Raw genomic sequence first — 13,009 nt, forward strand, 5'->3', positions numbered from 1 at the left:
TGGGGCTCGCGTGGTCGCGGCCGTCGCCCTCCTCCTCGCCGCCCACGGGCTCCTGGTGGGATACTCCGCCACGTTGCACAGCCCGACCTACAACGAGCCTGGACACCTGGTCGCGGGGCTGACGCAGTGGACGTTCGGCCGGTTCGAGGTCTACCGCGTCAACCCCCCCCTGGTGCACTACGCCGCGGCGCTGCCGGTCATGCTCGCCGGGCATCGCGAGGTTTGGGACCAATTCTACGAGGCGCCCGGGGCGCGACCTGAATTACCGATGGGCTATGCCTTCCTCAGGGCCAACGGACCGCGTTCCGCATGGCTGATCACCCTCAGCCGTTGGGGTTGCCTCCCCTTCACCTTAATCGGCGGCCTGATCTGCTTCGTCTGGTCGCGGGACCTCTGGGGCGGTCCTTCAGCTGGGTTGGTCTCCCTGACGCTCTGGTGCTTCGAGCCGTTCCTCATGGGCCACGCGGAGCTGATCACGAACGATTGTGCTGCGACATCGCTCGGCCTCGGGGCCGGCTATTTCTTGTGGCGCTGGTTGCGGAACTCGACCTGGTGGCGAGCCGCGGCCGCCGGGGCCGCACTCGGTCTGGCGCTGCTGAGCAAGTCGACGTGGCTCGTCCTCCTAGTCCTCTGGCCGGTGCTCTGGCTGGTCTGGACGGAAGCCGGTCGCCGCCTGACCCGCGGGGCGGGCCGGACGAGATCGCCCGCTCCTTGCGCGGCTCAGTTCGCCGCTCTGCTCATCCTCGCCGTGTACGTCCTGAATCTCGGGTATCTTTTCGATGGTACCTTGACGAGGCTCGGCGATTATTCCTTCACGAGTCGAGCTCTCGCCGGCCCGGGGAAACCGGGTCATATTGGAAACCGTTTCCGTGGAACGTGGTTCGAGAATGTTCCGGTCCCATTGCCGCATTCCTACGTCATCGGCATCGATATCCAAAAGAAGGACTTCGAAACGTTGAGCGAGCCGTCGTTCCTGCTCGGTGAATGGAAGTCCGGTGGATGGTGGTACTACTATCTTTATGGGCTTCTCGCGAAGACCAGCGTCGGTCTGCAAGTCCTGGTCTTATTCGGAATCCTCTCGATCATCTGTCGGGAGCGAAGGAACGGGGATGTCGGCCGCTCGTTGGAGCGCCCCAGCGGTGACGTTGCATCCCCACGGCATCGGCCGCGGGCTGGCTTCTGGATCGGGGGCGCGGGCTTTCTCGACCTCGCGGTCCTCGCCGCTCACGGGGCGATCGTCCTCGTCCTCGTCAGCTCACAGACGCAGTTCAACCATCATGTTCGCTATGCCCTTCCGGTGCTGGGATTTGCCATGGTCTTCGCAGGCGCGTCGGCCTGGCCATTCGAGTCGGATGAGGGGATGAGTCGGGGGCCTGGAACCGTCGGCGCGGGGTGAGAGGCGCCCGGGCGACGCCGGTCTGTCGGCCGACTTCTCGTCGAGCAACGGCAATCGGCGGATGATGATGACGGCGAGGGAGTTTCAAGTATGCTGGACCCCCGACAGTCGTTCGCACCGCAGCCGCTTCCAGGGAAGCCCCTTGATCCGGCGGGGCCTTCGCTCGACGAACCGACGGCCCCGCTTTGGGCCGCCGCGGTGGGGCTCGACTCCCATCCGCGGAATCAGGCCTCGGTTCGCTCACGACGGTCGCGGCCACGGTCGGCGAACCGCTCTTCGGGCCTTGCCAGCCTCTCGCGCGACCGGCTGCCGCGCCTCGCCGGCGGCTGGGACCGCACCGACGGGGCGCAGGCGCGACATCCCTGACGAAGCTTCACCGGCCGGGCTGACGGCGGAAATTCGGAGGGCGACAGGATGAAGCAGCCACTTGTAAACACGCGTCGATTCCGATACGGTGGACGGAAGAGAGGCTCGAATAGGCGATCTACCGCCAGGGCATGGCCACTCACTCACGTCTTCGTTGTGCTCGAAAAAGCCGCTCCTTCTGTCGCGGCTTGAAGAAGAACCACGTCGTCATCAGGCGGGCACCAGCCTTCGGCCGGGGGGTCCCTGATCATGCCTGTCCAGCTCTCGATAATCATCCCCGCGTACAACGAGGCGGCGCGCCTACCTCGCCATTTGGACGAGATCCGCGACTATCTCGCTCGATCGGGCCCCGCGGATTACGAGGTCCTGGTCGTCGATGACGGGAGCGTGGATGGCACCGACCGGGAGGTGCGCCGGAGGTCGGAGACGTGGCCCGAGCTTCGCCTGATCCGGCACGAAGGGAATCGTGGAAAAGGGGCCGCCGTACGCACGGGGATGCTGACTTCGTCCGGGAGCCTCCTGCTCTTCTGCGATGCGGACGGGGCCACCCCGATCCGGGAGGAGGCCCGCTTCCGCGACATCATCGAGTCAGGACGAGCCGAGCTGGTGGTGGGCTCTCGACGATCGATCCTCGTGCGTCGCGCGTGGCACCGCAGGCTGTGCGGCCGGGCGTTCTCGGCCGCCGTGCGATGGATGGTCCCGAATCCGGCTAGCGATAGCCAGTGTGGATTCAAGATGTTCCTGCGCGGTCCCGGGCTCGACTTGTTCTCGAACGGCGCCGAGGACGCCTACCTCTTCGACGTCGAGCTGCTCGCCATGGCCGCAATCCGCGGCTATCGCGTCGCCGAGGTCGAGATCGACTGGGAGGAGGTGCCGGGCTCGAAGGTGCGCCTGGTGCGGGACTCGTGGCGGATGTTGTCCGGGTTGCCGAGGGTGCGGAGGTCCGTACGCTCCCGCAGGCACCCACCCCCCATCGGCGAGGCCGCCGTCCCGACCACATCGGCCGGAGGGTCGGCGTGAGCGCCGCGAGACAGACCGACGGCTCGGGATGAATTCGGCCCCATCGCCCTCCCCGGCCGTCCTACCTCGATCGAGTCAGGGCCGACGCGAAGGCCGCGCCGCCAGGCGTCGGGTCGCGGGCCCCGGGGGCCGTGCATGAAGAACTTCCTCAGAGCCCTGTTCTACGCCTACGCCACGGGCGTTATCGTCCTCGGCGGATTCGCATTCGGCGCGGCCGTGCTCAGGGATTCGCCGGTCCGCGGGACACTCTTCGGGTCGCCCGGGGAATCCTACAGCAACTGGGACGGACAATGGTACAAGTCCATCGCCGAGTCCGGATATCGCTACAGCACCACCGAGCGTTCGAACGCCGTGTTCTTCCCAGCCTATCCGCTGACGGGTTGCCTCGTGTCCCGGCTCACCGGGCTCGGGATCGACGAAGCCCTCCTGCTGACCTCGAACGTCTTCCTGGTGGGCGCCTTCTGGCTGATCCTCGAATACATCTCCCTGCGATACGGCCCCGACTGCGATCGCATCGGCGGGTACGCCCTGGTGGCGCTGGGGACCTTGCCCACGGCCTTGTTCTACCGGGTCAACTACTCGGAGTCGATGTTCCTCTTCTTCGTCGCGCTGGCCCTCTACCAGATGGAGCGTGGGGTGCATTCCCTCCTCGTCGCCGTCGTGGTCGGCCTGGCGACGGCGGTTCGCCCTGTGGGCGTCGCATTGGTCTTGCCCTTCGTCATGGACCTCTGGGGCCGCGGGGGGCGCCCGGGCCGGAAACTCATGCGGATCGCCATGCTCTCCCCCGTGGCCGTCTGGGGCCTGATGGCGTTCTCCGCGCATCTTTACGACAAGTTCGGCGACCCGATCGCGTTCGTCACGGCGCAGGCCGCATGGGCTCGACGCCCGCCCGAGCCCCTCATGGACCGGGTTTTTCACCTGCTGGTCTTCGAGCCGGGATGGGTCACGCTGCTGCCCGGCTCGTCGACCTACTGGTACAACAACGAGTACCACCACTCGCTCCTCTTCAACATGAGGATCGTGGACCCGGTCTCGTTCCTCGCGACCCTTGGGCTGGTCGCCGCCGGCGCCGTGCGGCGCTGGCTGACGCCGCGCGAGGTGGCAGCGTCGGCCGGATTGCTCCTCATCGCCTATGTCACCAACGGCTACTCCACGAACATGGTCAGCATGGCGCGCTATTCGTCGGCGGTCATGCCGATCTACCTGGTCATGGGCCGGATGCTGGCCTCGGTCGAGCCGCCGGCCGCTGCGGCGTTGATCGGCGTGAGCGGCTTCTTCCTGGGTGCCTTCTCGGCGATGTTCGCGACGTGGCACGTCGTTATCTAGCGGAAGCCCCCGAGGCCGTCCGGTCCCGAGGGGTCGCGAAGTGAGGTTGAGACGACGAGTAGAGCCCCCCCTCGCATCCCGCGTATCGATGAGGAGGATCGACCCCATGTCCTCGATCGTGCTGCTTATCGCCTTGGCGGCCCCTGCGGCCCCGCCCAGCGATGTCTTGGATGTGGACCTCCGTTCGAACGGGTATGATCGGGCCCTGTTCCGCGCGGATTCCCAGGGCACGCGCGGGCGATGGCTCCTCGAACCGGACGGCTTGCAGGCCTTGCTGCCGGCCGGCCCTGCCGGACGGGGCCCCATCAGCCTGAAGGGCCGGTTCCGGCTCGAGGGCGACTTCGAGGTGCTGGCCGACTTTCGCATACGCGAGCTCCCTCGTCCCCACGCCCCCCGGGGGGCAGGCGACGCGACGGCCTTCAACGCCCTAGAGCTCGTCGTCGCCGGCCCAGGGGGCTGGACGGTCGTCAGTCGGAAGCACGAGAAGGGCGGCCCGTGTTTCAGCAGCTACGCGGACTTGGGAGGCCGGACGATCGCCTCCCCCTGCCTCGCCGACGGCAGGGAGTCCGGCCGCCTGGGCATCCGTCGGGCCGGCGAGACGCTTCATTTCTTCTACGCCGGGCCGGACGGGTCGCACTCGCAGATCGGCGAGGTCCAGTACGGCTCCGGGCCCGTCGAGGAGGTTTCGATCCAAGTGCACGCGCTGAACACGCTGGACGGCTTGCGCGTCCAGTTCGATCGGATCGTCGTGCTCGCCGATCGCATCATCAAGGAAGGCTCTCTTCGCTCGGGCTGGGCGGCTAGCGTCCTCCCGGCCGGCGCCGCCGTCATCGCCGCGGCCTCGTTGGTTGGGATAGCGATCCGACGCCGAGCGGTCGTGCGCCGCATGGGGGCGTTCGGACGAAGTGGCTTTACGCTGATCGAACTCCTGGCCGCCATCGCGGTCATCGGCGTGCTGATCGCACTGCTGATCCCGGCGGTGCAGTCGGCTCGCGAGGCCGCGAGGCGGGCGAGCTGCCAGAATAACCTGAGGCAGATCGGCCTAGCCTCCGCCAACTATCAGGCGACGCTCGGGGTCCTGCCTTTCGGCGTCGGGGGCGGGTCGCCGGCGGGGCGTGAACCTCGCTGGTCCGCCCAATCCCAGATCCTGCCTTACCTGGAACAACCGACGCTTTTCCATTCGCTCAACTTCGGCGGCATCCCGTGGAGCCACGGGGACGACCCCTACGCTCCGTTGAACCGGACCGCCCTGGCGACGACCCTCGCCGGATTGCTCTGTCCGTCCGACCGCATGCGCAGCGACGAGGCGGGAGCCGATCTGGCCGCCGTCACCGGCCCTACGTCCTATCGCGGGTCGGCCGGGACGATGCCCCGCAATCTTTCGGCCGACTTGCCGGTCGCCAACGGAACCGGGAAGAACGACGGGGTCTTCTGGTTCCAGAGCGCCGTAGGGCCGGCCGACTTCCGTGACGGCATGAGCTATACCGCCCTGTTCAGCGAGAGATGCCTCGGAGGGCCGGGCCCCGAAGATCGGGGGTCGGATTACTACCTCACCGACCAGCGGCCCGATTCCTGCCGGTCGATCTCGCCTGGGACCCCACGCTTCGACGTGACTCATCACCGATCGGGCGGCCGCTGGGGCGACGGCAACGTCGTCTATACTCGCTACCACCACATCCTACCGCCGCAGGCTCCGAGCTGCTTGGTCGGTGGCTCGAGCGACTATGACGGCCCGATCGTGTCGACGGCGACCAGCCGGCACTCCGGCGGCGTCAACCTGCTGCTGGCCGACGGGACGGTCCGCTTCGTGAAGCAGCAAGTCTCCGAGCCGGTTTGGAAAGCCCTGGCGACCGTCTCGGGGGGGGAGGCGTTCTCTCAGGACGCGTATTGATCACGGCACGTGCGTCGCGAGTCATCGGAGACGGCGTGGCCAAGCCCTCGTCTTCAAAAATTGTCATTATGAACAAATCTTTGTCATCTCGCAAAACTCCGTACGGGAAGAGCCGCGTCTCGTCTCGGGTGGACGCCCTGCCCTTCACGAATTCCATTTTCCTGAATCCTCGCGCCGACGACCATCCACCGTCGAATCCGCCGCGACCCGATCCTCCGTCCCTTCTCCTCGTGATTCAACCGTCTGGGTCACGACGAATCACCGACCCTAGTCGTCGCCTCAAGTGGGCGCTCAGCAGTGCCGCCGTCTGCGTCATGCTCCGCTTCGACGCCTCCCCGCCCCGTACGGCCTCGTCGGTCACGACGAATCGACGAGCCGCTTGAAGCGGTCCGAGACGCTCACGGCGACATGCCGTTCCGCGACCTCATGACCGACGACGAACTGATCCAGATGGGCGACCGGCGACTTCAGCGATCGCGCGAAGGCGAGCGTTTCCTCCCACTAGCGCGAAACGAAGTCGGGGGTCGGCTCGGGTATGGGTTGGGGGGAGGTCTAGGCGACAGGCTGGGCGGCTCGATCGACGCGGATGCGGATGAGGGGTCGGTGCCGCCCTGGCAGAGCGAGACGTTCGGGTCGACGCAAAAGTCGCAGACGGCGGGGTTCGTCGAGCGTGGTCACGCCGAGAGCGAGGAGATTCGAGACCACCTCGCGACGGGTGGCCAGACTTCGCCGCCTGTAAAGTCGGGTTGGAGAGTAGTGAGACGGGCGGGGCATACAGAAGCCGGGTACCGCGGAGAGATCCACGAAGAAGGCGACCCTCTCAGGTCGCCGGGGGCAAGAATCGATTTCTTGAAAGCCGAACGAAAACCGGAAAAATCGTAATCCGTCCGCAACCCCTAATCGCAAGCCCAGTCGCCCTGCCGCAAGTCCTTGGGAGGGGAAACTCTATAATGGGCGGCATTGGATTTGAACCAATGACTTCCACCGTGTGAGGATGGCACTCTAACCACTGAGTTAGCCGCCCGGCGTGTTCGCAGTTGCGACACGAGTATTTTAACGGCTGAAGCAGAGGTCCGCAAGGCGGCCGGATGTCTTGAGGACGATATTCATGGGGCTTCCTACGGGGCTCGCCTGTGACGCGAGTCGGGGTCGTGGAGAGGTTTGGGTGGGGGGTTGCCCGCGTAGGGTGGGCTCCTTAAAGTGATGGCTCGCAGTCTGTTCAAATGTCCGTCTGACGAATGGCGAGACGACCATGCCTCCTTTCTTCCCTGACGTGCCGAAGATCCAGTACGGCGGCCCCAAGTCGCGGAATCCGCTGGAGTTCAAACACTACGACCCGGACGCGGTCGTCGGCGAGAAGACGATGAAGGAGCATCTGCGGTTCTCCGTCGTCTACTGGCACACGTTCTGCAACCCGCTCTCCGATCCCTTCGGCGCCGGCACGGCGCAACGGCCGTGGGAAGACGGGAGCCAGTCGGTCGCCAACGCTCAGACCCGCGCCCGGGCGGCGTTCGAGTTCTTCGAGAAGCTCGGCGCCCCGTTCTACGCCTTCCACGACCGCGACGTCGCCCCCGAGGGACGCAACCTCAAGGAGAGCCACGCCAACCTCGACGCCGTCGTCAAGGTCCTCAAGGAGGAGCAGGAGCGGACGGGCGTCAAGCTCCTGTGGGGGACCGCGAACCTCTTCTCGAACCCTCGCTACATGCACGGGGCGGCCACGAGCCCCAACTTCGACGTCTTCGCGTTCGCCGCCGCCCAGGTCAAGAAGGCCATGGAAGTGACGCTCGAACTGGGAGGGACCGGCTACACCTTCTGGGGGGGCCGCGAGGGGTACATGACCCTCCTGAACACCGACATGAAGCGCGAGGTCGACCACCTCGGCCGATTCCTGCACATGGCGGTCGATTACAAGAAGCAGATCGGCTTCAACGGGACGTTCTACATCGAGCCCAAGCCCAAGGAGCCGACGAAGCACCAGTACGACTCGGACGCCGCGGCCTGCCTGAACTTCCTCCGCACGTACGACCTGCTCCCCCACTTCAAGCTCAACCTTGAGACCAACCACGCCACGCTGGCGGGCCACGAGATGATGCACGAGATGGAGGTCGCCATCGGCTCCGGGGCCCTCGGCTCGATCGACGCCAACACGGGGGATTACCTGCTGGGCTGGGACACCGACCAGTTCCCGACCAACATCTACCTCACCGCGCAGTGCATGATCTGCCTGCTGCAGATGGGCGGCTTCACGACCGGGGGCGTCAACTTCGACGCCAAGGTCCGGCGCGAGAGCTTCGAGCCCTTGGACCTGTTCCTCGCCCACATCGGCGGAATGGACGCATTCGCGCGAGGGCTCAAGATCGCCCACGCGATCCTCGAGGACGGCCGGTTCGCCGAGTTCGTCAAGGAACGCTACGCGAGCTGGGACTGCGAGCTGGGCCGGCGCGTCGAGGCGGGCCGCGCGAGTTTCTCCGACCTGGAGGCCTACATCGCCCCCAAGGGGGACGCCGCGAGGAACGCCAGCGGTCGCCAGGAGATGCTGGAGAACCTGTTCAACGACTACATCTGAGGATGCGTCGGCGGGCGGGCGCGAAACGTCGCGCCCTCCCGCCGCAAGGTCGATCGACCATCGCTCGACTCAGGCGTGTTCGGCCAGGGTGGCGAAGATGCCCTGCATGAAGGCCGGCAGGTCTTCGGGCGTGCGGCTGGTGACGATGTTGCCGTCGCGGACGCAGGCGCCGTCCTGCCAGATCCCGCCGGCGTTCTCGACGTCGTCGCGGATCGCGAAGAAGCCGGTGACGTTGCGGCCCTTGATGCAGTGGGCCGAGCAGAGCATCCAGGGGCCGTGGCAGATGGCCGCGACCACCTTGCCGAGGCTCGCCGCGCGGGCGACCAGCTCGATCATGGCCGGCGTGCGCCGCATGTGGTCGGGCGAGTAGCCGCCGGGGATGACGACCAGGTCGAAGTCCTCGGCCTTGACGTCCGACGCCGCGACGTCGGCCTTGGCGGGATAGCCGTGCTTCGAGGCGTAGCTCTCGCCGGCCTTCGGGCCGACGATCTTCACGTCGCAGCCGGCCTCGCGAAGCCGGTAGACGGGGTACCAGAGTTCCAGGTCCTCGTAGAACTTCTCGACCAGGACCGCCGCGGACTTGCCGCCGAGACTGCTCATTCAGGGACTCCCTCGCTGGGTGGTTCGATCGTGCGGGTGAACGGTTGGGCTCGGGGTCGGCGGCGTCAGCCGCGGGCGGCCGGCGCGGGGGACGGGGCCTCGCCCCGGGCCGGCGGGGCGTGCTCGGCCATGGCGCGGGCGATCGCCTCGTCGAAGCCGTAGGGGGGCTTGTAGCCCAGCACTTTGCGCGCCTTGGCGATGGAATAGTCGAGGTGCAGGCCCAGGAACTTGTAACGGGCCTTGTTGATGATCGGCGCGTCCTTGCGGCCGCGGAGCCGGGCCCCGCCTTCCACGACCACGGCCAGGAACTTGGCCAGCTTCAGGGGGATCTTCCGGGTCGGGGCGGGGAGGCCGGCCAGCTCGGCGACGCGGCCGACGAACCGCCGCTTGCTGACGTCCTCGCCGTCGGTCAGGTTGAAGACCTGGCCCACCGCCTCGGGGGTCTCGGCGGCGAGGAAAATGCCTTCGACCAGGTTCTTGGCGTAGATGCAGTTGAGGGCCTGCTCCCCCGAGCCGAAGTACGCGAAGGTCCCCCGGCGCAGGTTCGTCAGCAGCTTCGGCAACACGGTGCGGTCGCGCTCGCCGTAGATGAACCCGGGGCGGACGACCACGACCGCCAGGCCCTTGTCCTTGCAATAGGACAGGGCCAGGGCCTCGGCCTCGGTCTTGGAGCGGGTGTAGGCGTCGAGCGACTCGGCGGCGGGCGGGGTGGTCTCGTCGGTCCCGTAGTGGTCGCGGCCCTCGTAGACGCCCAGCGAGCTGACGTGGACGAACCGCTCGACCCGGGCGGCGACGGCGGCGTCGAGGAGCAGGCGGAGGGCGTCGACGTTCAGCCGGCGGAACTCGGCGAGGGTCCCCCAGTCGCCGACCTTGGCGGCGCAGTTGAAGATCCAGTCGGCGCCCTCGGCGCCGCGGGCGAGCGCGGCGGGGTCTTCGAGGTCGCCGAGCACCTTCTCGACGCCCCACTCGTCGAGCTTGCGGACGTCGCTGGTGGGGCGGACCAGGGCGCGGACGCGGTGGCCGCGGGCCAGGGCCTCCTCGACCGCGTGGCCGCCCACGAGGCCGGTGGCGCCGGTCACGAAGATCGTCTTGGGGCTGCTGCTGCTCATGGCGTACGGGTCTCGACCGCGGGCGGATGCCGTCCACGGGCCTGGCGCGGTCATGCTTCCAGGCCGGCTCGACGGGGGAAGGTCCGACGTCGGCCCCCCTCGATCCTACCCGATGGGCCGCGGCGGTCAAACCGGCCGACGGCCGAGGTCCGGGCCGGCGGCCGCGGCCCCGAGTTAGGGGTGGCCTTCGGATCGCCGGTCGGTGTAGTGTGGAGTCATCGACATCGCATCGCCCCTTCGCACCGGCCCGTCGAGCACAGCCCGGACGATCGCGGCGAGGGCCCGCATCCGGTCGTGCGGGATCGTCAAGACGGACGGAAGGGACAGCTCGTCATGGCCGCAAGCCTCAAACCGGAAGAAATCGGCTCGTACCGTCGTCTCCTCGAAGACCTCGGCGACCGGCTCCGCGGGAACGTCGACCGCATGACCGACGAAGCCCTGCGGCGCAACCAGGGCGAGGCCTCGACGAACCTCTCGAACGTGCCCCTGCACATGGCCGACGTGGGGACCGAGAACTACGACCAGGAGTTCACCCTCGGGCTGATCGAGAACGAGCAGGAGACGCTCAAGCTCATCGACGAGGCCATGGTCCGCATCGGCGACGGCACCTACGGCCACTGCGCGGAATGCGACCAGCCGATCGCCAAGGCCCGGCTCTCCGCCCTCCCCTACACCCGCTACTGCATCGAGTGCGCACGGAAGCTGGAGAACCCGGAATGACGCGACGGATCGCGACGAGCCGTTGGATCCTGTTCCTGGGGCTGGCGCTCGGCGGCGCGGCCTTCGACCTGGCGACCAAGTCGATCATCTTCCAGGAGGTCGGCGCGCCCCCCTCCGCCCCCGTGGCCGTGATCCGCGACGTCCTGGAGCTGCGCACGAGCTACAACCCCGGCGCGCTCTGGGGATTCGGCCGCGACCTGCCGCACAGCAGCCTGATCTTCGCCGGCCTGTCGGTGGTGGCGGGCGTGGCGATCGTGGGCTGGCTCTTCGTGGGCGGCGCGGCGGCGAGCCTCCCTTTGACCTTCGCGCTCGGCCTGATCATGGCGGGGGCGATCGGCAACTGCTACGACCGCGTGGTCTTCGGCCACGTCCGCGACTTCGTGCACTTCCACATCGATTCCATCAACTTCGACTGGGCCATCTTCAACTTCGCCGACTGCATGCTGGTCGTCGGGGCCCTGACCCTGGTCCTCTTCGCGCTCCGGCCCGAGCCGGCGCCGGTCGAGCCCTCGGCCGCGCCGGACGAGAGCCCGGCGGCCGCCCCGCTCGCCCGCGATGCGGAGTCGCTGCCCACCTAGTGAAGCGGCCGCCCGCCGCTCAGACGTCGTAGTACAGGTTGAACTCGTAGGGGTGGGGGCGGATGCGGAGCGCCTCGATCTCGTAGGTCTGCTTGTACCAGATCCAGGTGTCGACGACGTCGGGCGTGAAGACGTCGCCGCGGAGCAGGAAGTCGTGGTCGGCGCGGAGGGCTTCGAGCGAGGCGTCGAGCGACCGCGGGGTCGTCGGGACCTTGGCCAGCTCTTCGGGCTGGAGGTCGTAGATGTCCTTGTCGAGCGGGTCGCCGGGGCGGATCTTGTTCTGCACGCCGTCGAGGACGGCCATCAGCATGGCGGAGAACAGCAGGTAGGGGTTGGCGGCGGCGTCGGGGCAGCGGTACTCGATGCGACGGCTGCGGGGGCTCGCGCCCGAGACCGGGATCCGCACGATCGCCGCGCGGTTGCGGCGGCTGTACGAGACCTTGGTGGGTGCCTCGAAACCCTCGACCAGGCGCTTGTAGCTGTTGGTCGTGGGGTTGGCGAAGGCGCAGAGCGCCCCGGCGTGCTTCAGCAGGCCGCCGATCGCATACAGGCCCAGGTCGCTCATGCCGGCGTAGCCGTGGCCGGAGAGGAGCGGCTCGTCCTCCTTCCAGAGCGACAGGTGGGTGTGCAGGCCCGAGCCGTTGTCGCCGAACAGGGGCTTGGGCATGAAGGTGGCGGTCTTGCCGCTGCGGTTGGCCACGTTGCGGATGATGTAGCGGGCCATCATGACCCGGTCGGCGCTCTCCATCAGGTCCTGGGCGTCGAGGTCGATCTCGCACTGGCCGCCGGTGGCGACCTCGTGGAAATGCGCCGAGGTGCCGATGCCGCATTCGGCCATCCGGCGGGCCATCTCGGAGCGGAGGTTGACCAGGCTGTCGGTCGGCGGGCAGGGGAAATAGCCCAGCCCGGAGCCGGGCTTGTAGCCCAGGTTGGGGCGCTCGACGCGGCCGCGGTTCCAGGCCCCCTCGACCGAGTCGACGTGGTAGAAGGCCTCGTTGGAGCGCTGGTCGAAGCGGACGTCGTCGAAGACGAAGAACTCCAGCTCGGGCGCGAGCAGGCAGTAGTCGGCGATCCCGGTGCTCCGCATGTACGAGACCGCCTTGCGGGCGATGTTGCGGGGGTCGCGGGTGTAGTCCTGGTGGGTGATCGGGTCGTGGATGTTGCAGATCATGGTCAGCGTGGGCTGGGCCATGAAGGGGTCGACCAGGGCGGTCTCGGGCTGCGGGACGACGAGCAGGTCGGCCTCGTTGATGGCCCGCCAGCCGACGACGCTGGAGCCGTCGAAGCCGATGCCCTCCTCGAACGTCTCCTCGGTGAGGGCGTCGGCGGGGATGGAGAAATGCTGCCAGACGCCCGGGAAGTCCATGAACCGAAGGTCGACCGTCGTGACCTCGCGCTGCCGGATCTGCGCCAGTACTTCTTTGGGGGTCACCGCGG

At 67.6% G+C, this 13,009-nt stretch carries 10 protein-coding genes and 1 tRNA gene; 7 read left to right on the top strand and 4 right to left on the bottom strand.

Annotated elements, in window-relative coordinates; translation table 11 throughout:
• The first annotated feature begins 10 nt into the window (after positions 1 to 10).
• The 4 genes from PZE19_RS19660 to PZE19_RS19675 all read left to right on the top strand — a co-directional run bounded on the left by PZE19_RS19660 (position 11) and on the right by PZE19_RS19675 (position 5,999).
• Positions 11 to 1,396: a glycosyltransferase family 39 protein gene (locus PZE19_RS19660; RefSeq protein WP_277862303.1), complete on the top strand. Its 1,386-nt coding sequence runs from the start codon at positions 11 to 13 to the stop codon at positions 1,394 to 1,396.
• Positions 1,397 to 2,011: 615 nt separating this feature from the next.
• A complete protein-coding gene (locus PZE19_RS19665) occupies positions 2,012 to 2,782 on the top strand; it encodes a dolichyl-phosphate beta-glucosyltransferase (protein WP_277862304.1) in 771 nt (256 codons plus the stop codon).
• A 135-nt stretch (positions 2,783 to 2,917) separates the two neighbouring features.
• Complete coding sequence (locus PZE19_RS19670; protein ID WP_277862305.1) at positions 2,918 to 4,108, top strand: mannosyltransferase family protein; 1,191 nt, start codon at positions 2,918 to 2,920, stop codon at positions 4,106 to 4,108.
• Between the two features lie 106 nt (positions 4,109 to 4,214).
• Positions 4,215 to 5,999, top strand: a complete 1,785-nt coding sequence (locus PZE19_RS19675) for a DUF1559 family PulG-like putative transporter (protein ID WP_277862306.1) — start codon at positions 4,215 to 4,217, stop codon at positions 5,997 to 5,999.
• Positions 6,000 to 6,950: 951 nt separating this feature from the next.
• Here PZE19_RS19675 and PZE19_RS19680 read toward each other — a convergent pair.
• Positions 6,951 to 7,023: transfer RNA gene (locus PZE19_RS19680), tRNA-Val, on the bottom strand.
• A gap of 228 nt (positions 7,024 to 7,251) precedes the next feature.
• On the opposite strand from PZE19_RS19680, the gene xylA reads away from it, so the two are divergent.
• The gene (gene xylA / locus PZE19_RS19685) at positions 7,252 to 8,565 is read left to right on the top strand and encodes a xylose isomerase (protein ID WP_277862307.1); all 1,314 of its coding nucleotides are present in this window, start codon (positions 7,252 to 7,254) and stop codon (positions 8,563 to 8,565) included.
• A 69-nt stretch (positions 8,566 to 8,634) separates the two neighbouring features.
• Here the strand turns inward: xylA and PZE19_RS19690 are convergent, their stop codons facing one another.
• The gene (locus PZE19_RS19690; RefSeq protein WP_277862308.1) at positions 8,635 to 9,165 is read right to left on the bottom strand and encodes a type 1 glutamine amidotransferase domain-containing protein; all 531 of its coding nucleotides are present in this window, start codon (positions 9,163 to 9,165) and stop codon (positions 8,635 to 8,637) included.
• Between the two features lie 65 nt (positions 9,166 to 9,230).
• The gene (locus tag PZE19_RS19695) at positions 9,231 to 10,274 is read right to left on the bottom strand and encodes an NAD-dependent epimerase/dehydratase family protein (protein ID WP_277862309.1); all 1,044 of its coding nucleotides are present in this window, start codon (positions 10,272 to 10,274) and stop codon (positions 9,231 to 9,233) included.
• A 333-nt stretch (positions 10,275 to 10,607) separates the two neighbouring features.
• On the opposite strand from PZE19_RS19695, the gene PZE19_RS19700 reads away from it, so the two are divergent.
• Positions 10,608 to 10,994, top strand: coding sequence for a TraR/DksA family transcriptional regulator (locus PZE19_RS19700; RefSeq protein WP_277862310.1), 387 nt, complete (start codon positions 10,608 to 10,610; stop codon positions 10,992 to 10,994).
• Entirely contained in the window at positions 10,991 to 11,572 is a 582-nt protein-coding gene (gene lspA / locus PZE19_RS19705; RefSeq protein WP_277862311.1) for a signal peptidase II, read from the top strand. The genes PZE19_RS19700 and lspA overlap by 4 nt, the downstream gene beginning before the upstream one ends.
• A 19-nt stretch (positions 11,573 to 11,591) precedes the next feature.
• Here lspA and glnA read toward each other — a convergent pair whose 3' ends face one another.
• A complete protein-coding gene (gene glnA, locus PZE19_RS19710; protein WP_277862312.1) occupies positions 11,592 to 13,004 on the bottom strand; it encodes a type I glutamate--ammonia ligase in 1,413 nt (470 codons plus the stop codon).
• Positions 13,005 to 13,009: the final 5 nt, after the last annotated feature.

This window comes from Paludisphaera mucosa (assembly GCF_029589435.1).
GTDB classification, from domain to species: domain Bacteria; phylum Planctomycetota; class Planctomycetia; order Isosphaerales; family Isosphaeraceae; genus Paludisphaera; species Paludisphaera mucosa.

Coding starts and splice junctions, on each gene's coding strand:
- PZE19_RS19665 (WP_277862304.1), top strand. CDS start 2,012: ATGCCTGTCCAGCTCTCGATAATCATCCCCGCGTACAACGAGGCGGCG.
- PZE19_RS19670 (WP_277862305.1), top strand. CDS start 2,918: ATGAAGAACTTCCTCAGAGCCCTGTTCTACGCCTACGCCACGGGCGTT.
- PZE19_RS19675 (WP_277862306.1), top strand. CDS start 4,215: ATGTCCTCGATCGTGCTGCTTATCGCCTTGGCGGCCCCTGCGGCCCCG.
- xylA (WP_277862307.1), top strand. CDS start 7,252: ATGCCTCCTTTCTTCCCTGACGTGCCGAAGATCCAGTACGGCGGCCCC.
- PZE19_RS19690 (WP_277862308.1), bottom strand. CDS start 9,165: ATGAGCAGTCTCGGCGGCAAGTCCGCGGCGGTCCTGGTCGAGAAGTTC.
- PZE19_RS19695 (WP_277862309.1), bottom strand. CDS start 10,274: ATGAGCAGCAGCAGCCCCAAGACGATCTTCGTGACCGGCGCCACCGGC.
- PZE19_RS19700 (WP_277862310.1), top strand. CDS start 10,608: ATGGCCGCAAGCCTCAAACCGGAAGAAATCGGCTCGTACCGTCGTCTC.
- lspA (WP_277862311.1), top strand. CDS start 10,991: ATGACGCGACGGATCGCGACGAGCCGTTGGATCCTGTTCCTGGGGCTG.